We start from the raw sequence: 22,157 nt of genomic DNA on the forward strand, positions 1-22,157 counted from the left end.
AGCTCCTCAACGGCCTCGCGCCCGCCTGCCCCGGTCGAGCGCATGTAGCGATGCGCGGCGTCCTCGCACGTACCGCACAACCACACCCCGATTCCGCCGGCGGCACGACACTCGGCGCGGTCCAGGTGCCGCCCATCGGTACAGTGCCACCTCGTGGGGACGGGCCGCTGGCAGACGTGGCACCGTGCACCCCCGCCCGTGCTCATGCCTGACTCTGCCGGATCATCCTGGCCACGATCACGATCGTCGCCCGCCTGCGGTCCCATCCAAAGAACTCCTTCTTGCCGTCCATGATCTGATGCAGCCGCTGGTGATGGTCCCGGCACAACGGCATCAGGTCGTTGTGCGCTTCGCGGGCCTGCCACCGGCCCTCATCGTCCTGGCCCACGCCCTTGTACGAGACGTGGTGTAGGTCCAGGGTCCCTGCCTGGGTCAGCGTGATCCCGCAGACCTGGCAGGCCGGCTCGTGGCCGGCCTGCCGGCAGTCCGCGAACCACCGCACCCGCCTGTACCCCCATGCCTGGGACCGCAGGTACCGCTTGTACTCGGCCGAGCCGGTGCGGTGCAGCCCGAACCTGCCCATGCCCTCACCGCACCGGGATCGCCGGGGCCGTCTCTGGCACCGGGTCCAACGCCGCCACGGAGTCATCGGCCCGGTCCGCGTCGGTCGGTGTCGAGGGAGCCGGGTCCTTGGACTCCAGCTCGGCCAGCAGCGCCTTCGAGTACCGCCCCGCGGCCTCCTTGATCTGCTTGCCGTCCTTGCGGTCCCACCAACGGGTCATCTGCATCAGGATCGGACGCCCGTTGCGATTCAGCAGGATCCCCCACCCGAACGGCAGACGCCGCAGCTCCGCGACCGAGACCACCTCGGTGTCGTGGATCTGCTCGGAGACCGAGGTGTGGTCCTTGCCGCGAGACTTCGAGGTCCGCATGATCTTGCGCTGGCCGGCCAGCTTGGCGAACTGCTCCAGGTCGGACACGTTCGAGGCACCCCCGAGCTGGACCTTCACCGTGGCCGCGTCGAACAGCGCCTGGGCCTGCTGCTCGCCCCACTCGTTGCGGGCCTGCGCCATCGACTGGAACACCGCGAACGGGGAGATGCCCACGCCGCCACCGTCGGCCATCAGCTGGGTCAGCCCCGGCCAGGCACCGGAGATGTTCGCGATCTCATCGAGCACCAGCGACAGCGGGGGGTCCAGCCGGTTCCCGGGCGACTTCGCCGCCAGCTCACGGGCACGCTCGGTGATGGCGTCCATCATCGCGATCAGGAATGGGCCGGCCGACGATCCGCCGGTCTTGGTGCCCACGATGTAGAGCGTCCCGCACTCGGTGAGGAACTTGTCGATGTCCAGGGTCTCTTCGAACCGGTTGGGTCGCAGCACGTCGCGGACCTCGGGCACCGACAGCCCCTTGACCGCACCCTCGACGCCGAACCACTTGGATTGGAGCAGCTTCGGGTCGCCCTCGATGATGCCCTTGAGCACCAGGTTCCAGTTCAGCGCGGCCTTGGGATGCTCGGTGAGGATCTTCACGGCCTCCTTGGCCTCGGCCGGGTTGTTGCCCCACCGCATCAGATCATCCACGGTGCGCTCACCCAGCGCCGCGGCGTGCAGCAGGCACTCCATGATCGTGATCGCCGGGGCCTGCCACTCCGCGTTCGAGCTGGAGGACCCCAGGCCGGAGGCACCGATCAGCGACGCCGCCCGCTGATTCGCCACACGCGGCTCCTCGCAGCCCGTGATCGGGGACCACTTCAGCGTGGAGGGCTGACCGGTCAGTCCCTGCGGGTCGAACAGGGCCACCGGCCCCTTCTTCTTGCGCAGCTCGGCCGTGGCCCCCAGGTTGTCCGCGCGAGAGCTGGTCGTGATGACCGGGCCGGGCGCGTCGAGAATCGAGCCGATCAGCAGGTGCACGCCCTTGCCCGAGCGCGGCGGGCCGATCAGCACCACTGACTCCTCGTAGGACGCGAACACGTCCACGCCCTCGGCCTTGCCCAGGCGCATGGCCCCGTCCGTGATGGCCGGCTTCTTGATCGAGGGCCGGACCTTCTTCACCCGGGACAGCACCGACTTGCGGCCCACCGTCTTGGTGATCTCCGCAGACCGGGCCAGGCCCTCGCGCTCGCGCAGCTCCTTGATGAACTTCTTGTCGGACTGCTGGTATCGGCTCCACGCCGTCACCGCCACGCCGATCAGCACGAGCACCAGCACACCCAGACCGATCAGCCAGCCGATGACCCCGCCGGTGGTCGCCGTGCACCCCTGGGCGGTGGTCCCGAACGCGGCCGGGTCGTGCTCGCCCACGAGGAAGCCCAGCGGCGCGAACAGCGAGTCCGGCTTCGTCGGTGCCCCACAGTGGATACGCCCGGCCAGGAACCCGGCCAGCAGGTACGCCCCGTAGAGCAGCACGGCCGGACCGATGAGCCAGATCAGTGCCGTCTCGGCCGGGCTGTCCCCTTCCAGGACCGAGTTGTTGCCACGTTCACGTCGCATCAGGCCACCGCCTCCTTCGCCCTGTCCATGCGCTCGTCCGTGTCGAACAGCGGCAGCTCGGCCCGCGTGAGCACGTTCTGCACCTCGAACGAGGAATCCCCCAACCGCCACAGGCCCGTGCCCTTGGGCAGGGACCGCACCAGGGACCGCTCCCGGTCGGACAGCTCCATCTCCGACGTCGTGATCTTCAGCGCGGACCGGTCCTGCCGGTAGATCACCTTCACGTCCGCGTCGGCCAGCAGGGACCGGGCCATCGCGGCCATCTTCGAGCTCTGATCACCAGCCATGTCCAGGTCAGCGATCTTGTGCAGCACGAGCACGTTGAAGATGCCGTACGCGCGGCTGAGCTTCCACTGCTCGACCATGCGCCGCAGGTCGGCCTCGGAGCTGATGTTGTCCCAACCCTCTTCGTAGATCACGATCCGCTGCCCGCCATCGCGCGTGGTGACCATCGCTTCGGTCCACGCGCCCGCGCACGCGTTCACCACGCGCACCGCCTCCGGGGAGGCACCCAGCAACGCGGACGTGTCGATGCTCGTCGCGCACGCCTGCTCATCCAGGACGACCGTGGTCTCCCCGTCGAACATGCCGGCCAGGTCGCCGGAGGACACGCGACCCAACGTCATCATCGTCACCGACGCGGCCTCCGCCTTCATCGCGTCCGGGTCCGCGCGGGCCGCGTCCAGCGCCCGGATCACGTCCGGGATGATCGGCGGCCGGTCCTCGGCGTCCGCGACCGCCACGGCCGCGTCCAGGCCCGCGGAGAGCACGTGGTGCTCGGGCGAGGTCATGTCCCGGTCGGTGAGGATCTTCACCAGGGCCACCAAGATGGACATACGCCGGGTCCGCACCATCGAGGCCCACGCCCGGTCCGTCATCGGCTCGCCCTGCACGTCAGTCGATGGCCGGGTGCCCGGGTCCAGCGGGTTCAAGCGCGTGTCCAGGCCAGGGCCGACCTGGATCACCGATCCACCCAGACCCTTGACCACACGGGTCCACTCGCCCTTCTTGTCCGAGGCCACCGAGAGCTTGCGCCCGGCCAGCACCTGCCGCACCGCCAGCGACTTGGCCAGCGACGACTTCCCGGTGCCCACCTGACCGAACAGCATCATGGACATGCCCGAGATGATCCCGGCTTCATAGAGCGCCCACGGGTCGAAGCAGAACGCGCCGCCGCCGTGCATGTCCTTGCCGATCATCAGCCCGCGCGCACCCAGACCGGGGCCGGCCACGAACGGGTACGCGGTCGAGGCCGTGTGTGTCGTCGTGCGGACCGGCCGCGGGGCCAGCGTGCGCAGCCCCCGCAGCTGCCGTGCCCCGCGTGGTCCGGCCTTGCCCCACTGCGGCTGAGGGAACCGCACCTCCTTAGCCTGCGCGGCCATCGCCTTCCGCAGCGCCCGCTGGCCTCGCTCCAGCTCCCGGGCCGCACGCTTGGCCTCTCGGGCTTCGTCCTTGCCCGGTTCGATGATCTGGAACAGATCGATCTTCGGTTCTTCACGCATCAGAGCTTCATCCTTCCGAACGGCAGGGCGCCGGCCACGAACGCCGCGTCCTGCTCCATCCACACCGGGCGCAGCTCGCACTCGGCCGTGATCCCGGAGGCCACGACCTCCGCCGCCGCGGACTCCAGTTCGGACCGCGAGGACCCGGTCACCGTGACCAGCACGACGACTTCCACGCCCGTGTGCCGACGCCGCAGCTCGGCCTCCTCACGCTCGACGTCCTCCAGGGACTGGTCATGTTCCAACGAACCGATGCGACCGAGCTTGTTCATCAGCCGCGAGTTCGTGTGCCAGTCCGTCTTGCGCCGCTGCACGGACCGCACCGCGGCCCCACGCTCGACCGGCGCCAGGAACACCGAGACCGTGTGCCGGAAGTCCCCGGCGAACACCAGCTCGTCCAGGAACCCCAGCCGGGCCAGGTTCTGCGGCAGCTCGGAGACCTTGTAGGTGCGGTGGTAGGTCCCGTCCGTGACCATGTGGCCCGCATGGACCTCCACAGCCATCGGTCCCGCGCTCGAGGGCGCGGTGCCCGCCGTCTTCCCGTCCGCCTTCATGGTCGAGACCATCACCGAGGCGTCCGGGTCGAACGCCGACCGCGAGAGACCTGCCAGCGTCCGCGGGGAGTGCCAGGCGGTCACCTGGGTCCCCGAGCGCGGCAGCGTGCTCTCCACCGTCGTCATCAGCTTGAGCATGTGCTCCATGAGCGCCGGGGTGCCCCCGCCGAGCGCCTTGACCTGCGAGCTGATCTTCGACGGGGAGACCACCAGCGTCAGCCACTGCTCGTGCACCGGCATCGACTGGGCCTCCTTCATCAGCTCACGGAACGCCTGGTCCAGGAACGGGTCGATGCTTGCCCCTGACCGGCCCGCGCCCTCCTGCTTGGACTCGTAGAAGTCCTCCACGGCCGCACCGGAGATGAGCGTCGTCTGATCCGAAGCCTGAATCCGCACCACACCCGGCAGACGCGACAGCGCCGCCAGAGACGATCCCCACGACAGGGACCGTTCCTCCTGAGCGTCGAAGGACTCCAGGTCAAAGCCCCGCGTCGTCATGACCTTCGCGCAGACCACCGCTTCCCGGGCGCGCGGGTCCCAGACGAATCCGGCCCCGTTGGGCATCGCGTAGACCATCAGCTCTCCGGCCACACCCGGCAGCCGGAACCGTGCCGGCTCACCCGGCTTGATCCGCCCCTTCGCATCACGCTGGGCCTGCGGCCCTGCCTCGCTCACGGGTGCCTGCGGCTCGCCGTCCACCAGCTCCAGCACGTGTGCCGGGGCCATCCCCTGGCGATACTCGAGCTGCTCCGTTGCCCCGCGCCGCAGGTACTGCATCGCCACCCACACCCAGCCAGGCAGGGACCGGCCACGGAACCGGATCGCACCGAACGCGCCGATCACGGCCATCAGCCCGATACCCACGAACATGGCCAGCCCGCCACGCAGGATGAACGCCATGCCGATCAGCACGCCGGCCAGAACCACGATCACCTGCTCCAGGGTCAGCCCCAGGATCAGTCCCTGAGTCCGTTCCTGGGGGAACCGGACGTCGTCGTACTCCGAGTCCATCGACTCCTGAATCATCGTTGCCATCAGCGGCCTCCTCGCATCACCATCGCCCCGGCACGCTGGCGCATCCGGCCAGCCCGCGCCGAAACGCCCCGCATCGAATTCATTGCTCCACGCCCGGCCCGGCTCGCGGCCATCACGCCCGCCTGCTCAGCCTGGCCGGCACCACCGGCCAGCCACGCGGTGATCGCAAGCATGAAAATCGGCATGGCCGCGGCCACGAACACCAGCACCATGCCAGCCACGGTCTGCACCCAGTCCGTGGACAATGCCGCCATCGCCATGCCCAGCCGCACGACGGCGGCTGCGACCGGCCCGGCCATGATCAGCCCCAGCATCATCGACAGCCACCGCCCCGCCAGTGCCTTGGCCGGCTCCAGGGCCAGCGAGAAGATCGCCGGGGCCGCGAACGAGGCCAAGATCAGAATCAGCACCAGACGGAAGATCATCATCGCCATCAGCACGAAGCAGGCGAAGAAGATCACCAGCGCGATGATCCACGCGACCAGGATCATCCCGTTTTCCGCGTTCTCGCTGGCCATCTCCCACTGCGAGAAGTTCTCGTCCAGCAAGATCTTGTCGTTGGCGACGTCGTAGGTCAGACCGAACAGTCCCAGCACGCCGGCCACTGCCTGGTCCTGGCCATCGGTGCCACCGGAACCGACCTGCAAGATCCACAAGGTCAGCTGCTGGGTCGCCCCCATCGCCATCCACACCAGCCCGACCACCACGTAGGTTGCCGGGACGCTGAACACCGCCGCCAGGAACGCGCGCAGCATGCCGGCCGTAGACCCGCGCACCGCCGAGAGCGCGACCTGGATGGCCACGAAGATCATCAGCAGCGGGATCATCGCCAGCACGATGACGTTCAGCATCCCCGGGTGGTCGATCACCGTGCTCTCGCCGCCGGCCACCGTGGTCGTGACCTGACCGCCGACGACCGTGACCCACCACTCCGGGGTCAGCGCACCCACGGAGAAAGCCTGCTCGATCAGCCCGGCAGCGGCCTTCGCCAGCCCCAGGATCGAACCTCGCACGAATTCCTCGAAGTCCTTCTCCCACATCGTTCTCTCCCTCCGTGAGTGCGCTCAGGACCTCAGAACAGCGGCAGGCCGGCGCCCCAGCCGATCAGGCCCGCGGCACCGGCGATCAGGGCCGCAGCCAAGACGCCCCAGACCACGAAGCTGATACCCACGTCCTGCGCACGGCCGCTCGAGGCGAGCTTGCCGAAGATCCAGATCAGCACGCCGATGCCGAGGGCGATGATCAGGAGGACCAGGAAGGTTCCCAACGCCAGGCCCGTGACGTTCTGGATGGTGGGCATCCAGGGCGCGTTGAAGGTTGGTGCGATGTCCGGGACACCGGCAGCCACCGTGGTGGCCGCGTGAATCAGGTTGCTCATCAGAAGTCCTCCCGTAGGGATGTGATGTGACGACGGCCCGGATGTCTTCCGGCCCGAACGGGCACCTCCTGCCCGCTGCCAGATGTACGACGGGCCGCACCGCCACGCATGTCACCTGTCCCGCACACGAGAAAGCCCCCGCCCACTGCATTCGCAGCAGGTGGGGGCAACTCGCAGATCAGATCAAGAGCAGTTCTGACCCCGCGTCAGCGTCAGGGTCCGCCCGGTCTGAGCACCGTTGGTCAGCGACTGACGCGCCACGTGCACCTCGACCGGCGAGCACTCGGCCGTGGCCTCGTTCTGCGCCGAGCAGTCCGGCTCACCCGACCCGTTCACCTCGCCCGTGGCGTACCACTTCACCGATGTGACGACCGTGTACGAGGATTCCGTGCCGGTAGGCTCCTTGCCCCACTCGTACCCGTCCAGGGCGGGCTGTCCACCGAGCAACGTGCTGATCACACGCTCACGCTCTGCCCGATCCGGGGACGGCTCCTCCTTGTCGAAGTCCCGCACGGCCTGCCGGTTGCAGGTCTGCTTCGGGGCGTTCTTCTCGATCGCGACCGACTGTGGCCTGGCCCCGGCGGGCATCAGCTCGCTCGTACCCAGCCCAGCCCCCCAGCTCGTGCCGGCCGTGCCAGCGCCCAGCACCGTCGCCCCCACCGCCGCCAACGCGACCATCGTCCACCCCTTGCGCATCCCGCTAGGTGAGAACAAGGCCCTGCCCCACACCGCCAGCGCCACGCCAGCACCGACCGCCAGGATCAGCACGACCAGCGCCGTCCCGACCACCCATCCACTGATCTGTGACCACCCCGACAGCCCGTCCGGGTTGATTCCGTTCAACATGTCCGACTCCTCGTCGCTCGTCTGCCCCGTCTTGCTTCGTTGCCGTGTCTCGTCCTGGGTTCGCGGTCGCCACCGCGAAGGTCTGTCAGCGCGCCATCGCCTGCACCACCACCAGCACCCACACCACGAGCACCGCCAGCGCCACGGCCGCGATCACCCACCGACCCCGGGCCGAGTCCCACGCGTCCGGTACCCGCTCCTGCCACGACGTCGGCAGCGGCGCGTCCACGGACTCCGCCACCCACCGCCGCCCGGCCGCGTCCGTGCGCTGGCGCAGCCGCCGCACGGACGCGAACAGCCCCCGGTCCCGCTCTACGTAGACCACGCGCGGCTCCTGACCCTCCGGCCCGTCATGGCTCTGTTCGAACTCCGTCTGCTCGCTCACTTCTCTGCCCTCTCGTTTCGGATCACCGTTGCCGCCACCCTCAGCAGGTGCCGCGTCTCGGCCAGGTACTGCCGACTCGTGGAGTGGCTGAACCCGGTGGCCTGCATGACGTCCTCGACCGTGACCGCTTCCATCCGGCCCCCCGCCTGCGCGCAGGCCAACGCGACCTGCCGCGCCCAGTCCCCCGCGTCCCCGTCGTCGGGAAGGCAGCTGATCAGCACACGCATCGTCACCGCCTGCCCCGAACGGGCCACCTCCTGCGCCGCCCGGACCACCCGGGCACAGCGCACCAGCTCACGCCGGGCCTGACGCAGTGCGGTCACCGAGACGCCCATCGCCTCCGATGCCGCCACGACGTCATCCCCGAACGCCAGCACCACGGCCAGGGCACGGGCCGTCATCTCCGAGGACTCCATGACCGACTCGACCACCCGCATCACCTCCGCGACTTCCCGGTGTGCAGCCAGCGCTTCAACCACAGCCTCGGCCGGGTCCTCCATGACCGTCGACACCGCGGTCTTCTCCCGCGCCACCGCGGAAGCCTCCAGCGCCTCTTGGCCCGCCCGCGACCGGCCGACCGCCCGCAGATGATCCACCGCCCGGTTCCGGGCGATGGTGCCGACCCAGGTCCGCAGGGAACCCCGGTCCGGATCGAACCGCTCCCGGGAGTGCCACGCGGACTCCCACGTGCTCTGGAGCACGTCCTCCACGACGTCACCGTTGCCCGAGGGTCCGAGCACGGCCACCACCGTGCCTCGCACCGAGGCCACCGCTTCCGCCAGCTCGTCACCGGTCACCAGCACCATCCCCGCCGGAGCCACCCGGTCCGCCTGCCCGGCCATCACTCCACCGCCTCCACCAACGCCCGTGGCATCGCCCGCCGCTCCAGCCGGCAGTGCGGGCAATCCGCAAGTACGGCCTGTCCGTACGCCGGGACATGCACGTCCGGGTCCTGGCACGGCTCACCGGTCCGCAGCTCACGCACCTGCCCCGAAGCAACCGGGGCTTGAGCCACGGTCACCGGCCGGGGCCGGGTCACTGCGACCAACTCCTCGAACTCCGAGGCCAACGACCGCGCCACGAAGGCCGTGGGCTTGCGCACCGGCCCCGAGGCCCGCGCCAAGACCACGTCCACGATGGACCGCAGCTGCCGGTCTCCGAGGTCCGCAGCCGCCGGCACCCGCTGAACCAGGTCCGCCAGGACCACACCCCGATGGACCAGCCCCACGCCTTCCCCACCGTCGATGGCCTGATCGGTCCGTCGTCCGTCGTCCGTCGTCGTCTCCGCGCGCACTGCACCGGACTGACGGACTGACGGACGGACAGATGAGGGTTCTTGAGGGTTAGTCCGCGCGCGATCCTTATAGTCGGCAAAGTCGCGATTGTCGCCCAACTCCGTCAGGTTGTCGCCCAACTCGGAGTTGGGCGACAAATTGTCAGGGCGCGAATCCATGCGGGCCTCGGAGTTGGGCGACAAATTGTCAGAGCGCGAACTCATGCGGATCTCGGAGTTGGGCGACAAATTGTCAGGGCGCGAACTCATGCGGGTATCTGCACCCCCGCCCACGATCCCTTCCAGGGCTTCGGGATGCAGCTGGTACCGCGATCCGGTCCGCCCCTCGCGTCCCGAACCGCCGTAGACAGCCTTGACCGAGATCAGCCCCAGCTGCTCGAGCTGGTCGATCTGGCGCTGAACCGACCGCACCGACTGTGCCGTCCCGCGGGCCAGCAGCTCCTGGCTCGGGAAGCACGACCACGACTCGTCCGCATGGTCACCCAAGAGCATCAGCACGAACGCCTGCCCCGTCTTCAGCACACCGGTCTCCGTGACCCGCCGCGCCCAGATGATTGCCTCGATGGTCATGCCTGCTCCTCCCCGGTCCCGAACGCCTCGGCGTGCGTCTCACGGGCATCAGCCAAGCGGCGACGCCCGGTGCGCTCTGAGCACCCGAACTGCTCTGCGACCTCCGCTGCAGAGGGCACCTGGCCCTCCTGCGCACGGGCCACGATCCATGCGGTGATGTCCGCACCCGATGCCTTCTCTACCGTCTTCGTCTCTGCGACGACCGGCTCTGACGGCGCCACGGCCTCGACGACCTCCACCCCCTGGGCAACCTGCGATTCCTCGACCACGGCCGGCTGAACCTCACGGTCCTCGCGCTCGGCCTCGAGTTCGGCCTGACGCTCCATCCGCTCCAGCTCCTGCCGGTGCCGAGCCTCGGCCACCTCGGCCTCCCGCTCGGCCTCGCGCCGCTGGGCCTCGATCTGCCGGCGGCTCGCCGCGAGTTCGGCCTCCAGCACCGCGCGCTGACGATCCAGCTCCGCCTGAGCCTTCAGCTGCTCGGCCTCCTCCGACACCTGCGATGCGCGCTCGGCCCGCCGCGAGTCCGGGTTCTCCACCGCGACCCGCGCCAGCTGATCCGTGGCCACGAACACCGCCACCGGAACCATCACTGCGATGAGCGCACCCACCACGGACTGCCACACGCTCGCGTTCTCAGCACTCCACGCATGCGCCCCGTTGGCGATCATCGACAGCCCCGTGAACGCCCCCAGCGCCCACCACGACGCCCGCGCGGACTCCCCTCGAGACTCGTGCACCAGTACGGAGCCGGCGTAGACCAGGATCGCCAGGTCGATGAAGACCGGCACTGCCCAATGCATGAACGGCGGCAGCCCCAGCCACGCCGCGACCTCGTACAGCGCCGCGAACGAGATGGAGAACGCCACCAGCCCGGCCACAGCAGTCCCGGCCACCACGGCCCGGATGAACCGGCCATCGTTCGGGTTGACCCGGCGCGGAAGCGACCGAATCCCACTGCCCGTGGGCCGCGCCCCGGTGTTATCCTTCGAGTGCTCGACCAGCGTGTTCTTTGGAATGTGCACCGTCTCGGATTGAGCGTTTTCGGAAGCCCCGACAGCCTGCCCGCTGGCCGGGGCTTCCGCCCTTTCGGCCCAGACGTTCGGGCCTCCCACATCTGCTGCGCGCTCATCGCGTGCCCTCCTCGATCTTCTTCAGCACCTCATCCAGGTCGTCCACCGCATCCCGCAGCGTCGACCGGATCTCCGCCTGGGACTCGCCCTCGACATGCCCCACAGAACGGATCACGTGCGCCAGCGTCCGCACGCACCGCACCGAGTCCCACACGACCCCGTGCAAGTCCTCGTCCTCGACCAGCGCCTTACCCGTCGCGGGCGACACCAGCGAGGCCACCGGGGTAGCCGCCTTGATCAGCGCTGGCACCGCGGCCGCACCCGATCCGTTGAACGCAGTCAGCACACGACGCGCGCGGCCCTTCTGTTCCTCGTCGTGCCGGTCCAAGTCCAGCGGCTCGATCCCGAAGTCCTCGGCCGGCATGTCCAGTACCGAGTCCAGGCCCGCCTTGCTCTCAATCGGAGTGACCGTGTCCGCGGCCGGCGGCCGGGGCTCACGTGTCGGCTGATATGTCTTGCCGTTCATGCCCACCACAGGAACCCCGTCCATTACTGGCGCATTTGCGCCAGTAGCCGCGCTGTTGAGCTCCCGTCGCACGGTGTCCTTGGACAGTTGCGTCGCGCTGGCGATTGCTCGTGTGCTCATGCCGGCCTCACGCAGCGAAAGAACCACGTCCTGCCGGTACTCCAGTGGTGGGCGGAGATGAAGGTTCCCAAACTCCCGGATGACGTACTCATCCCACGACCCGAAGCCGAGAGCCTGCCAGGCTCGGCCGCGGTAGGCGGCGCGGATCAGGTGGTAGACGGACTCCATGCCGGTCTTGATCTGATCCGTGAGATCCCGCGCAGCATCCGCGGTCATGGCCGCGCGAGAAGAGGGATTGTTGTACGTCGTCGTCATTGCGCGACCACCTCGGCATCGAACGCAAAGAGGTCGCGCATCGGGACACCCAGAAAGTCAGCGACAGTCTCCAGCTCGGAGAAGGAGAAATCGCGGTGTCCGTTCATTCGCGCCGACACGGACGCACGGCTGAGCCCCAGAGCTTCGCCCAGGTCCCCCATGCTCTTGTCCGCCAACGCCAGCCGGGAGCGGATTTGCAGGATCAGCTGCTTCTGTCTTGTCATGCGCATCAGTGTTGCGCTTTGTGCAACATAGGTCAAGGCAAGTGTTGCGCTCTCCGCAACTTCATTCCGCTAATCGTGACCGATGGCGCGTGACTCGCTACACTGGACACATGGATGAGTCAGACATCAAAACCGCTCTCCTTGCGGAGATTCGCGCGTGGATGGGGCGCCGCCAGGTCAACCAGACGGACATGGCCCGACACATGGGCCTAACACGCAGCGCGGTCAGCCGGCGGATGAGCGGCCAGCAGGACTTCACGTTCCCCGAACTGGCCTCGATCGCGGGATGGCTCGACATCACGCTCGCGGAACTGCTCGGCCCGGTCGTCCTCCAGGCACGAAGAAGCCCCCACACCGACATGGTCGGTGCGGGGGCCTCTGCTCGGCTCCCCCGGTTGGATTCGAACCAACAACCCTTCGATTAACAGTCGAATGCTCTGCCGTTGAGCTACGGGGGAATGTGCCGCGAACCGCCGGAGCCGTTCGGACAACGGATGGAACTCTACCAGAGCCCCCGCCCGCGTGCCACCCGGCCGCGGGGCGCCGTCGTCGCCCTGCCCGCCCCCGGGGACCGGCGGCCCTTGCCAGGCACGGCTCCGGCAGGCCTACCGTGCGAGGACATCCCCAGAATCATCAGGAACGGACCCGAAGGAGAGACGTGTCCATGACCATCACGACCCTCACGCGTAAGACCGCCCTGACCGGCACGGGCGTGCTGGCCGCGCTCGCCCTCGCGGCTTGCGGCACCACGGCCGACAACGGCGACGACGGCTCCGTCTCGCCGGAGGTCGACGCCTCCTCGGCAGTGGCGAGCACCCCCGCCACGGACGACGCCTCGACCACGTCGGCCTCGGCGTCGTCGTCGGCGTCGTCGACGGCCGCCGCGGCCAGCAGCGGCTCGGGCACCGGCCAGGCCGACGACCCCGCCTACGCGGTGATCGACGCGGTCCTGGAGAAGCACGGCGACGGCATCATCGTCGAGGTGGACGCCAACGATGACGACACGACCTGGGAGGTCGACGTCGTGGTGGGCGAGGAGGTGAAGGAGCTGGACGTCACCGCCGACGGCGACATCACCGAGACCGACCGCGAGTCGGATCTCGAGGACGTCCAGAAGGCGAAGGACGCCGAGGTCACCGCCCAGCAGGCACTCGACACCGCCCGGGAGGGACGTGACGGGGTGACCCTGGACAAGATGGACCTGGACGACGACAACGGCACCCTCCAGTGGGAGGTCGAGTTCGACCGCGAGGACGGCTCGGACGGCCCCGAGGTCGAGATCGACGCCAGGTCCGGTGAGGTGCTCACGGTCGACGAGCACTGACGCCGCGCGGCCAGCCGGCCGCCGTCTCCCGAACGAAAGCGCGTCTGGGGCCGCCGTTTCCCGAACGAAAACGGGTGGGGGTCAGTCGTCGGCGCGGAGGGCCCGGCGGCGCGCCTCCAGGTCCATGAGCTCGCTGTTGAGGCGGGTGAACTCGGCGGGGTCGCCCTCGGGGCCGAGCCGCTGCAGGCGCCCGAGCAGCTCCTCCTTGCGGTGCACGATCTGCAGGGCGAACAGGCGGTTCATGATGTCCCGGCAGTACCGGTCCACATCCTCGGGAGTGCGGGCGGGCAGGTCGCGGACCGCCAGCTCGGAGACGACGCCGGCCACCTCCTGGGGCACGGCGTCCCGCACGGCGTCGACCCAGCGCTGCGGCGTCGCCCCCGCCGACCCGGCCATCTTCACGCCCTGGTGGACGGCGGCGTACTGCGGGACCGTGAAGCGGGCGGCGTACAGCGCGGTCCACTGCTCCGCGGAGAGCAGGGTCGGATGCTGCAGCACCACCTCGAGGGACTCACGCTCCCGACGGGCGACGGGGTCGCGCGGATCCACCGGCACCACGATCCGCGGCGCCGGGGCGGCGGCCTCCCCGTGGCGGCCCGTGGGCCCGATCGCCTGCCCGTCGTCCGCCAGGGCTGGCCGCGCCTCGGGCTCGGGCCCCCGCCGCGGCGCGCGCCCGGCCGCGACCACGGCGCGGTGCACGGCGTTCGGGTCCAGACCGAGCCAGCCGGCCAGCTCCCGCTCGTAGCCGGGACGCAGGACGGCGTCCTTGATGCCCGCCACGATCGGCGCCGCGTGGCGCAGGGCACCGGCGCGGCCCTCCACGGTGTCGAGGTCGTAGTCCTTGAGCCCGGCCCGGATCGCGAACTCGAAGAGCGGGCGCCGCGAGGCGATGAGCGCGCGCACCGCCTCGTCGCCCTTCTGCATGCGCAGATCGCACGGGTCCATGCCGCTGGGCTCCACGGCCACGAACGTCTTGGCGAGGAAGCGGTGGTCCTCGTCGAACGCCTTGAGCGCGGCCTTCTGCCCGGCCTCGTCGCCGTCGAAGGTGAAGATCACCTCGCCGCCCGTGCCGTCGTCGGAGATCAGGCGGCGGGCCACCTTGATGTGGTCCGCGCCGAACGCGGTGCCGCACGTGGCCACCGCCGTCCCGACACCGGCCAGGTGGGCCGCCATCACGTCCGTGTAGCCCTCGACGAGCACCAGCTGGCGCTCCTTGGCGATCGTCCGCTTGGCCAGGTCGATCCCGTAGAGCACCTGCGACTTCTTGTAGAGCGGCGTCTCGGGGGTGTTGAGGTACTTGGGCCCGGGGTCGTCGTCGTACAGCTTGCGCGCGCCGAAGCCGATGGTCGCGCCGGTCATGTCCCGGATGGGCCAGAGCAGGCGGCCGCGGAACCGGTCGTACAGGCCGCGCTGCCCCTCGGACACCAGCCCGGAGGCGCGCAGCTCCTCGTCCCGGAACCCCTTCTGCCGCAGGTGGTCCAGCAGATGCGACCACCCCTGCGGGGCGTATCCGAGGCCGAACTGCGCCGCGTGCTCCTGTGTGAATCCCCGCTGGGTGAGGAAGTCGCGGGCGGCCTGGGCCTCAGGCGAGCCGAGGGCCCGACGGAAGAACTCGTCCGCCACCTTGTTCGCCTCGAACAGGCGACGACGGCGCCCCGTCTCCGCCTTGTCCGGGCCGGTGCCGCCGTCCTCGTAGTGCAGCTCCACCCCCACGCGGGACGCCAGCCGCTCCACGGTCTCCGTGAACGTGGTGTGCTCGAGTTCCATCAGGAAGCTGATGACGTCCCCGTGCGCGCCGCAGCCGAAGCAGTGGTAGGTGCCCACGCCGGGGCGCACGTGGAACGACGGCGTCCGCTCGTCGTGGAACGGGCACAGCCCCTTGAATGAGCCCACGCCCGCCGAGCGGAGGGTGACGAACTCCTCCACGACGGCCTTCAGATCCGTGCGCTCGCGGACGAGGTCGATGTCCTTGCGCACGATCAGTCCAGCCATGCGGACCATTCTAGGGACGGGGCGGAGCGGTCAGCCCCGAGCGGAACCGGCCTCCGTGGACGGCTCGGCCTCCGCTGCGGCCTGTGCAGGACCGGTCCCCGCCGCGCGGGGCGCTTCGGTCCGCGCCGCGCCCGCTCCCTCGGACGCGGGACGCCCGGTGGCGGGGTCGATCACGGGCAGCGCGCCGGTGGCCGCCTCGACCAGCGGATGGAACAGCGCGGCCGAAGCCAGGCCGCCGTGACGGCGGCGCGCCGAGGACACGAACGAGAGGCTCATGTCGCCCACCATAGCGACCCGCGACCGTGATTCCGGTCACGGGAAGGCAACATTCTGGGCGGTCAGGTCACGGTTCGACGCGCGCCCGCCCCCGCGGACTGCCCGTGCAGCGGCAGCAGCCGGGGCACCAGCCGGACGAGGCTCACCATCACCCCGAGCTCCACGAGCGTCTGCGTCACCACCACGAGCGGGGCCGGGTCCAGGCTCGCCGGCAGGGCCAAGGTCAGCGGCAGCACGACCAGGGAGTTCCGCGTCGCGCCCGAGAACACGAGCGCCCGCCCGGCGGGCACGTCGAGGCGCGCCCACCGCGCAGCCACCACGCCGAGGGCCACCGTCACGGCGGCGAACGCCGCGAACAGGGGCACGACGGCGGCCAGCGCGGGCAGCTGCTCCCCCACCCCGCGGATCTGTGAGGCGACCACCGTGAACAGCGTGACGACCATGAGCGGGACCATCGCCGCCGTGAACCCGCGCACCACCCCGGCCGCCGCGCACCGCACCCCACCGCGGCCGCGCACCGCACCCCACTGGAGCAGCGCCGCGAGCGCGAGCGGCAACAGGATCAGCACCACCAGCGCGCGGACGAACGGCCCGGCGTCGACGGCGGCGACCGCCTCCGGACCGGCGAACGCCCGCAGCAGCACGGGCAGCACGACCAGCTGGACGAGCATAAGCAGCGGAGCGGCCGCCAGCAGCCTCTCGGCCACCCCGCCCGCGAGCGCGGTGAACGCGATGACGTAGTCCACGCACGGGGCCAGCAGCACGAGGAGCACGCCCACGAGCAGCGCGTCGTCGTGGGCCACGAACCGACTCAGCCCGAACACCACCGCCGGCACCACCACGAAGTTCAGGACCAGCAGGGACGCCAGGAACCTGCCGTCCCGCAGGCCCGCGCCCAGCGCGGGGAACGGCACCGCCAGGAACGTCGCCAGCGTACGGAGCGATCCGGACGGGGGCTGACCCCTACGCTGGGGGCCATGCCCACCGCGCCCGCCCCGCCCCAGGACGCCTCCACTCCCCTGCACGTCGCCGTCCGCACGCTCGACGCCGCGGCGCTCGCCGCGGCCGGGCACACGGCGGCGACCGCCGTGGCCGCGGTCTATGCGCACGCCGTCGTGCGCGGGGCCGCGTCGTTCTGGCTGGACTCCGCCCTGCCGGACCCGGCCGAGGCACGCTGGTCCGTGGCAGGCGACGGGCTGGATGTGCTCGGCGAGGAGCATGGCCGTGCGCCCTCCCCCGGCCCGCGGCTGGTCCGGCACGACGACCCCGCCGATCCGGACCGCGCGTGGGCGGACCTCGCGGCCGCGGCCGCACCCCGGCCGGTGGTCGGCGGCGAGGGGCTGCCCCTGCGCGGCGGCCTGGTCGGCTGGCTCGGCTACGAGCTCGGCCTGGCGGATCTGGGGGTGACACCGCCCTCACGTCGAGCCGAGGACCCCGCGTCCCTGCCCGCGCAGTTCTGGGTGCGCCCGTCCCGCTACGTCGTGGCGGACCACGCGGCCGGGGTGCTGCACTGCTGCGTGGCCTCCCTCGATCCGACCGCCGCGGAGACCGGGGCCGACCGCTGGGCAGGGGACGTGCGCCGCGCCCTCGCCGCGGCCCGCCGCGCTCTCGAGACGGCGTCGGGCGACGTCGTCGTGCCCCCGCCGCGGGACGCCGGTCCGGGACCACGGGCCGATGAGGAGGCGCCGGGCACGTGGCGCGAGGACCGGGCAGCGTACGCCGAGCAGATCGCCCGCTGCCGCGCCGCGCTGCACGCCGGCGACTCCTACGAGCTGTGCCTGACCACCCGCTTCGACGCCGACCCCGGGCTGCGCGTGGACCCGCTGGTCCTCTTCCACGAGCTCGCCGCGCACCAGCCGGCCCCGTATGCGGCGCTGCTGGAGCACGGCACGGGTGCCCGCCGGTGGGCCGTGGTCTCGGCCTCCCCCGAGCGGTTCCTCGCCGGGCGCGCGGGCCGGTACAGCACCAAGCCGATCAAGGGCACGGCCGCCCGCCTGCCCGACCCGGCCGAGGACGCCGAGGCCGCCCGCGCGCTCGCCGCCGATCCCAAGACCCGGGCCGAGAACCTCATGATCGTGGACCTGCTGCGCAACGACCTCTCGCGGGTGTGCGAGCCCGGCTCCGTGCAGGTGCCCTCCCTCATGGCGGTGGAGAGCTACGCGACCGTCCACCAGCTCGTCTCCACCGTCACGGGCACCGCACGAGCCGGCGTCGAGCCCGTGGACGTGGTGCGGTCGCTGTTCCCGGGCGGGTCGATGACGGGCGCGCCGAAGCGACGCAGCGTCGAGCTGCTGGCCGCGTGGGAGGCCTCCCCGCGCGGGGTCTACTCCGGGGCGCTGGGGATGCTGAGCGCGGACGGGACGACGTCGTTGTCCGTCGTGATCCGCACGGCCGTGCTCACCGGGGGCCGCTGGTCCGTGGGGGCCGGCGGGGCGATCGTCGCGGACTCGGACCCGGCCGCCGAGCACGACGAGGTCCTCCTCAAGGCCCGCGGCCTGCGCCGGGCCCTCGCCCGCGCCGCCGGCACGGGCCTGCCGACGACGTCGCCCGACCTCACCTGACCCCACTCACGGGTTCGGGGGCGATATTCGGCGGTATTCCGACGGAATAACGCCGCAAACCGCCCCCAAACGAAGGGGGGCGACCACCCGTGCCGCCTGCCTAGGCTGGGGACATGGCCGATCCGCACCCCGTCCTCGCCGCCTCCGCCCCCGACCTCGACCCTGACGTGCTGGACGCCGTCCGCGCGCTCGTGGCCGCCGCCGAGCGTCCCGTGGTGCTCTCCGGGGCGGGGATGAGCGCCGAGTCCGGCATCCCCACGTTCCGCGACGCCCAGACCGGCCTGTGGGAGCGGTTCTCCGCGGAGGAGCTCGCCACGGAGGAGGCATTCCTCGCGGATCCCGCGCTCGTGTGGTCCTGGTACCGGTGGCGTGCCCGGATGGTGCGGGCCCGCCAACCGAATCCGGGGCACGACGCCGTCGCCGTCTGGCAGCGCCGCACGCCCGGCCTGGAGGTGGTCACCCAGAACGTGGACGACCTGCACGAGCGCGCCGGCGCCCGGGTCCTCGCGCACCTGCACGGGTCCCTGTTCGAGCACCGCTGCGCCGACTGCGGGGCCCCCGCCGACGTCGATCCGGGCGCGCCCGCGGACGAGGCGACGGCCGGCTCCGAGGCCGACCTCGAGGCGATGCTCCGCGAGGCACCGCCGGCCTGCACCGTGTGCGGGGACGGGCTGATCCGCCCGGGGATCGTGTGGTTCGGGGAGATGCTGCCGGCCGAGCCCTGGGACCGCGCCTTCGCCGCGCTCGAGGACTGCGACCTGTGCCTGGTGGTCGGCACCTCGGGCATCGTCCAGCCGGCGGCGTCCCTGCCGTTCGTGGCGCTGGGGGCCGGGGCCGCCGTCGTGGAGATCAACCCGGTGGAGACCGAGCTGAGCGGCGCGGTCACGCACGTCCTGCGGGGTCCCGCCGGCGCGGTGCTTCCCGCGCTGCTGGACCCGCCGGTCAGAGCCAGACGCGACGGAACTCCGCGCCCTGCACCAGGGTGTGATGCCACTCGACGGCGGTCGAATCGGTGAGCGAGGCGATCTGGTCGATCACCACGCGCCGCCGGGCGGCGTCGTCGGGGGCCTGCGCCCAGTCGAACGCGAACATCGGCTCGAGGTACCGGTCCCCCGTGGCCTCCAGCAGCGCCACGAGCTCCGCGAGCACCTCGCGCTGCCGCGCGTAGAGCGGCTGGCGCTGCTCGGCGGTCATCACGTAGGCCGCCGCGATGCCCTTCATCACGGCGATCTCGGTCTCCGTCTCCTCGGGCACCACGACGTCGGCCCCGTGGCGGGTGAGCGGCTCGTTGCCGAACACCTGGCGCGTGGCGTCGAAGGCGGCGCTGCAGAACCGGCCGATCAGCTGGCTCGTCATGTCCTTCATCGCCGCGAGCGCCCGCCGGGAGCCGTCCATCTCGGAGACCCACACGTTGGTGGCCTCGAGGCGGGCCAGGGCCGCGTCGACCTCGGCCGGGTCCGTGTGCGGCAGGTACCACTGGCGGGTGGTCTCCACGACGCGCTCCCGGTGCTCCGGGATGGCCAGCCACTTGAGCTGGAACACGGCGTTGACCACGCCGTCCTCGACGTCGTGCACGGAGTAGGAGATGTCGTCCGCGAGGTCCATGACCTGCGCCTCCATGGACGTGCGCGTGCCGGGCACCCCGGCGCGGAACCAGCGGAACACGGGCAGGTCGTCCTCGTAGACGCCGAACTTGCGCGAACGCGTGCCGTCGGGGCGCAGCGGGGCGTCCTCACGGGTCCACGGGTACTTGCACGCGGCGTCGAGGGCGGCGCGCGTGAGGTTCAGGCCCGCGGAGGAGCCGTCCGCGAAGAGCTTCTTCTGCTCGAGGCGGGCCAGCAGGCGCAGGGTCTGGGCGTTGCCCTCGAAGCCGCCGACGTCCTCGCTGAGCGCGTCGAGCGCCTTCTCCCCGTTGTGCCCGAAGGGCGGGTGGCCGAGGTCGTGGGACAGGCAGGCGGTGTCCACGAGGTCGGGGTCGCAGCCCAGCGACCGGCCGAGCTCACGCCCCACCTGGGCCACCTCGAGCGAGTGCGTCAGGCGGGTGCGGGCGAAGTCGTCCGCGTCCGGGGCGACCACCTGGGTCTTGGCCCCCAGCCGGCGCAGGCCCGCGGAGTGCAGCACGCGGGCACGGTCCCGCTCGAAGTCCGAACGGTAGGAGGACTTGGGCGGCTCGGGCAGCCACCGCTCCCGGTCCCACGGCGTGTAGCCGGGGGTCTGCACGGCGCGGCCGGCATACGGGGGCCGGCCTTCCGGGCCGAACAGCACCGGCTGGTGGGCGGCGCCGGTCCAGGGCGACGACGGCGCGGCGGGCGTTCCGGCTGCGGGCACCGGCGTCGTGGGCTCAGCCACCGGAGACGTCCAGCTCGGCGGCCTGGATCATGGCCTGCTGCTCGGCATTGAGCTCGCGGGAGTCGAGCCAGCCGTCCGGCAGGTGCGGGCGCTTGGGGGCGCCGGAGCGGCCGCGCGGGCCCTCGGCGGCCTCGCCCGGGTAGGGCTGGTCGCGGTCCACGCGGGCGAGGATCTCGCGCATCGTGGCGAGGTCCGGGACGGTGGACAGGGCGGTGCGGATCTCGGAGCCCACGGGGTAGCCCTTGAAGTACCAGGCCACGTGCTTGCGGATGTCCCGCAGGGCCTTGAGCTCGTCGCCGCCGAAGGTGCCCACGAGCAGCTCGGCGTGGCGGTACAGCGTGTCCGCGACCATGCCGAGCGTCGGCTGGAACCGGTCCTGGCGGCCCTCGAACGCGGCCTGCAGGTCGCCGAACAGCCACGGCCGGCCCTGACAGCCGCGGCCGATCACGACGCCGTCCACGCCGGTCTGCTCGACCATCGCGATGGCGTCCTCCGCAGACCAGATGTCGCCGTTGCCGAGTACGGGGATGTCCGGCAGGGCCTCGCGCAGCCGGGCGATGTCGTCCCACACGGCGGTGCCCGAGTAGAACTGGCGCGTGGTGCGGCCGTGCAGGGCCACGGCGGCGACGCCGAGGTCGCGGGCCGTGCGGCCGGCGTCGAGGAAGGTCAGGTGGTCCTCATCGATGCCGCGACGCATCTTCACGGTCACCGGGATGTCCCTCTTCGCGGCCTCGGTGACGGCCGCCTTGACGATCGAGGCGAACAGCTCCGACTTCCACGGCAGGGCCGAGCCGCCGCCGCGCCGGGTCACCTTCGGCACGGGGCAGCCGAAGTTCATGTCGATGTGGTCGCAGCGGTCCTCCTCGACCAGCATCCGCACCGCCGCGCCGGTGGTGACCGGGTCCACGGAGTAGAGCTGGACGGAGCGGGGCACCTCGTCGGGGTCGTGCTGGATGATGCGCATCGACTCGGGCTTCCGCTCGACCAGCGCGCGGGCCGTGACCATCTCGTTGACGTAGAGGCCGCCACCGTACTCGCGGCACAGGCGGCGGAACGCGGTGTTGGTGATGCCGGCCATGGGGGCGAGCACCACGGGGACGTCGATGGTCAGCGGCCCCAGCCGCAGCGGGGGCAGGGCCAGGCGGTCCGTCGTCGGGGCGGGGTGGCGGGCCTCGTGGAGCTGATCGTCGTCGGTGATGCGTCGACCGGCGCCGGCGGACTTGGCGTAGTGCGCGGCGTGGAGGTCGGCGACGTCGTCGGCGTCGGTCACCGCCGCGGCGGGGAGGGTGTGGGAAGAAGTCATGTCGGACCCCATTCTTCCATTCCGCCCGGCACCCGCGTCACCGTGCCCCACCACGAGGCCCGCTGGGAGGCGATCGCAGAGGCACCCCGCCGGGACGGGCA

General features: G+C 71.1%; 22 protein-coding genes and 1 tRNA gene. 4 read left to right on the forward strand and 19 right to left on the reverse strand.

Going from position 1 to position 22,157, the window contains the following annotated elements:
- Window positions 1-202: 202 nt before the first annotated feature.
- From POD19_RS00175 to POD19_RS00235, 13 genes are all read right to left on the reverse strand, one after another.
- Window positions 203-583 carry a hypothetical protein gene (locus POD19_RS00175; protein WP_230297533.1) on the reverse strand — a complete coding sequence of 127 codons (381 nt, stop codon included), beginning with the start codon at window positions 581-583 and terminating at the stop codon, window positions 203-205.
- Window positions 584-587: 4 nt separating this feature from the next.
- Window positions 588-2,492 (reverse strand): TraM recognition domain-containing protein, encoded by a 1,905-nt coding sequence (locus POD19_RS00180; protein WP_230297534.1) that lies wholly within the window; start codon window positions 2,490-2,492, stop codon window positions 588-590.
- Window positions 2,492-3,994: a conjugal transfer protein TraC gene (locus tag POD19_RS00185; protein ID WP_230297535.1), complete on the reverse strand. Its 1,503-nt coding sequence runs from the start codon at window positions 3,992-3,994 to the stop codon at window positions 2,492-2,494. Before POD19_RS00185 ends, POD19_RS00180 begins: the two co-directional genes overlap by 1 nt.
- Window positions 3,994-5,583 (reverse strand): PrgI family protein, encoded by a 1,590-nt coding sequence (locus POD19_RS00190; RefSeq protein WP_230297536.1) that lies wholly within the window; start codon window positions 5,581-5,583, stop codon window positions 3,994-3,996. Before POD19_RS00190 ends, POD19_RS00185 begins: the two co-directional genes overlap by 1 nt.
- Window positions 5,583-6,623, reverse strand: a complete 1,041-nt coding sequence (locus POD19_RS00195; RefSeq protein ID WP_230297537.1) for a hypothetical protein — start codon at window positions 6,621-6,623, stop codon at window positions 5,583-5,585. The genes POD19_RS00190 and POD19_RS00195 overlap by 1 nt, the downstream gene beginning before the upstream one ends.
- Before the next feature lie 32 nt (window positions 6,624-6,655).
- The gene (locus tag POD19_RS00200; RefSeq protein WP_230297538.1) at window positions 6,656-6,961 is read right to left on the reverse strand and encodes a hypothetical protein; all 306 of its coding nucleotides are present in this window, start codon (window positions 6,959-6,961) and stop codon (window positions 6,656-6,658) included.
- Between the two features lie 183 nt (window positions 6,962-7,144).
- Window positions 7,145-7,807 (reverse strand): hypothetical protein, encoded by a 663-nt coding sequence (locus POD19_RS00205; protein WP_230297539.1) that lies wholly within the window; start codon window positions 7,805-7,807, stop codon window positions 7,145-7,147.
- Between the two features lie 85 nt (window positions 7,808-7,892).
- Window positions 7,893-8,192: a hypothetical protein gene (locus tag POD19_RS00210; protein ID WP_230297540.1), complete on the reverse strand. Its 300-nt coding sequence runs from the start codon at window positions 8,190-8,192 to the stop codon at window positions 7,893-7,895.
- The gene (locus tag POD19_RS00215) at window positions 8,189-9,034 is read right to left on the reverse strand and encodes an RNA polymerase sigma factor (protein ID WP_230297541.1); all 846 of its coding nucleotides are present in this window, start codon (window positions 9,032-9,034) and stop codon (window positions 8,189-8,191) included. The genes POD19_RS00210 and POD19_RS00215 overlap by 4 nt, the downstream gene beginning before the upstream one ends.
- Window positions 9,034-10,056 (reverse strand): helix-turn-helix domain-containing protein, encoded by a 1,023-nt coding sequence (locus tag POD19_RS00220; protein ID WP_230297542.1) that lies wholly within the window; start codon window positions 10,054-10,056, stop codon window positions 9,034-9,036. Before POD19_RS00220 ends, POD19_RS00215 begins: the two co-directional genes overlap by 1 nt.
- Window positions 10,053-11,168, reverse strand: a complete 1,116-nt coding sequence (locus POD19_RS00225; RefSeq protein ID WP_340309222.1) for a DUF2637 domain-containing protein — start codon at window positions 11,166-11,168, stop codon at window positions 10,053-10,055. Before POD19_RS00225 ends, POD19_RS00220 begins: the two co-directional genes overlap by 4 nt.
- Before the next feature lie 13 nt (window positions 11,169-11,181).
- Window positions 11,182-12,027: a DNA-binding response regulator gene (locus tag POD19_RS00230; RefSeq protein WP_230297544.1), complete on the reverse strand. Its 846-nt coding sequence runs from the start codon at window positions 12,025-12,027 to the stop codon at window positions 11,182-11,184.
- Window positions 12,024-12,251 (reverse strand): helix-turn-helix domain-containing protein, encoded by a 228-nt coding sequence (locus tag POD19_RS00235; RefSeq protein WP_216886560.1) that lies wholly within the window; start codon window positions 12,249-12,251, stop codon window positions 12,024-12,026. The genes POD19_RS00230 and POD19_RS00235 overlap by 4 nt, the downstream gene beginning before the upstream one ends.
- A gap of 161 nt (window positions 12,252-12,412) precedes the next feature.
- Here POD19_RS00235 and POD19_RS12995 point away from each other — a divergent pair, with 161 nt between their 5' ends.
- The gene (locus POD19_RS12995; RefSeq protein ID WP_369008763.1) at window positions 12,413-12,676 is read left to right on the forward strand and encodes a helix-turn-helix domain-containing protein; all 264 of its coding nucleotides are present in this window, start codon (window positions 12,413-12,415) and stop codon (window positions 12,674-12,676) included.
- Here POD19_RS12995 and POD19_RS00240 read toward each other — a convergent pair.
- Window positions 12,638-12,709: transfer RNA gene (locus POD19_RS00240), tRNA-Asn, on the reverse strand. The two genes, POD19_RS12995 and POD19_RS00240, sit on opposite strands and share 39 nt — an antisense overlap.
- A 206-nt stretch (window positions 12,710-12,915) precedes the next feature.
- Between POD19_RS00240 and POD19_RS00245 the strand changes: the two genes are divergently transcribed.
- Entirely contained in the window at window positions 12,916-13,575 is a 660-nt protein-coding gene (locus POD19_RS00245; RefSeq protein WP_070709229.1) for a PepSY domain-containing protein, read from the forward strand.
- An 81-nt stretch (window positions 13,576-13,656) separates the two neighbouring features.
- Here POD19_RS00245 and dnaG read toward each other — a convergent pair whose 3' ends face one another.
- The 3 genes from dnaG to POD19_RS00260 all read right to left on the reverse strand — a co-directional run bounded on the left by dnaG (window position 13,657) and on the right by POD19_RS00260 (window position 16,847).
- Window positions 13,657-15,567, reverse strand: coding sequence for a DNA primase (dnaG, locus tag POD19_RS00250; RefSeq protein WP_102708158.1), 1,911 nt, complete (start codon window positions 15,565-15,567; stop codon window positions 13,657-13,659).
- Window positions 15,568-15,597: 30 nt separating this feature from the next.
- Window positions 15,598-15,843 (reverse strand): hypothetical protein, encoded by a 246-nt coding sequence (locus POD19_RS00255; protein ID WP_070708491.1) that lies wholly within the window; start codon window positions 15,841-15,843, stop codon window positions 15,598-15,600.
- Between the two features lie 62 nt (window positions 15,844-15,905).
- On the reverse strand, window positions 15,906-16,847 hold the full coding sequence (locus POD19_RS00260; protein WP_373271566.1) for an arsenic resistance protein: 942 nt from the start codon (window positions 16,845-16,847) through the stop codon (window positions 15,906-15,908).
- Between POD19_RS00260 and POD19_RS00265 the strand changes: the two genes are divergently transcribed.
- Window positions 16,821-18,404: an anthranilate synthase component I family protein gene (locus tag POD19_RS00265; protein WP_129866888.1), complete on the forward strand. Its 1,584-nt coding sequence runs from the start codon at window positions 16,821-16,823 to the stop codon at window positions 18,402-18,404. The two genes, POD19_RS00260 and POD19_RS00265, sit on opposite strands and share 27 nt — an antisense overlap.
- A 113-nt stretch (window positions 18,405-18,517) precedes the next feature.
- Complete coding sequence (locus POD19_RS00270; RefSeq protein WP_134416448.1) at window positions 18,518-19,420, forward strand: SIR2 family NAD-dependent protein deacylase; 903 nt, start codon at window positions 18,518-18,520, stop codon at window positions 19,418-19,420.
- On the opposite strand, the gene POD19_RS00275 is transcribed toward POD19_RS00270, so the two are convergent.
- Entirely contained in the window at window positions 19,347-20,753 is a 1,407-nt protein-coding gene (locus POD19_RS00275) for a deoxyguanosinetriphosphate triphosphohydrolase (RefSeq protein ID WP_144819127.1), read from the reverse strand. The two genes, POD19_RS00270 and POD19_RS00275, sit on opposite strands and share 74 nt — an antisense overlap.
- On the reverse strand, window positions 20,746-22,056 hold the full coding sequence (gene dusB, locus POD19_RS00280; protein WP_002856235.1) for a tRNA dihydrouridine synthase DusB: 1,311 nt from the start codon (window positions 22,054-22,056) through the stop codon (window positions 20,746-20,748). Before dusB ends, POD19_RS00275 begins: the two co-directional genes overlap by 8 nt.
- Window positions 22,057-22,157 lie beyond the last annotated feature (101 nt).

This window comes from Micrococcus sp. GPGPB33 (assembly GCF_037853785.1).
Lineage (GTDB): Bacteria > Actinomycetota > Actinomycetes > Actinomycetales > Micrococcaceae > Micrococcus > Micrococcus luteus.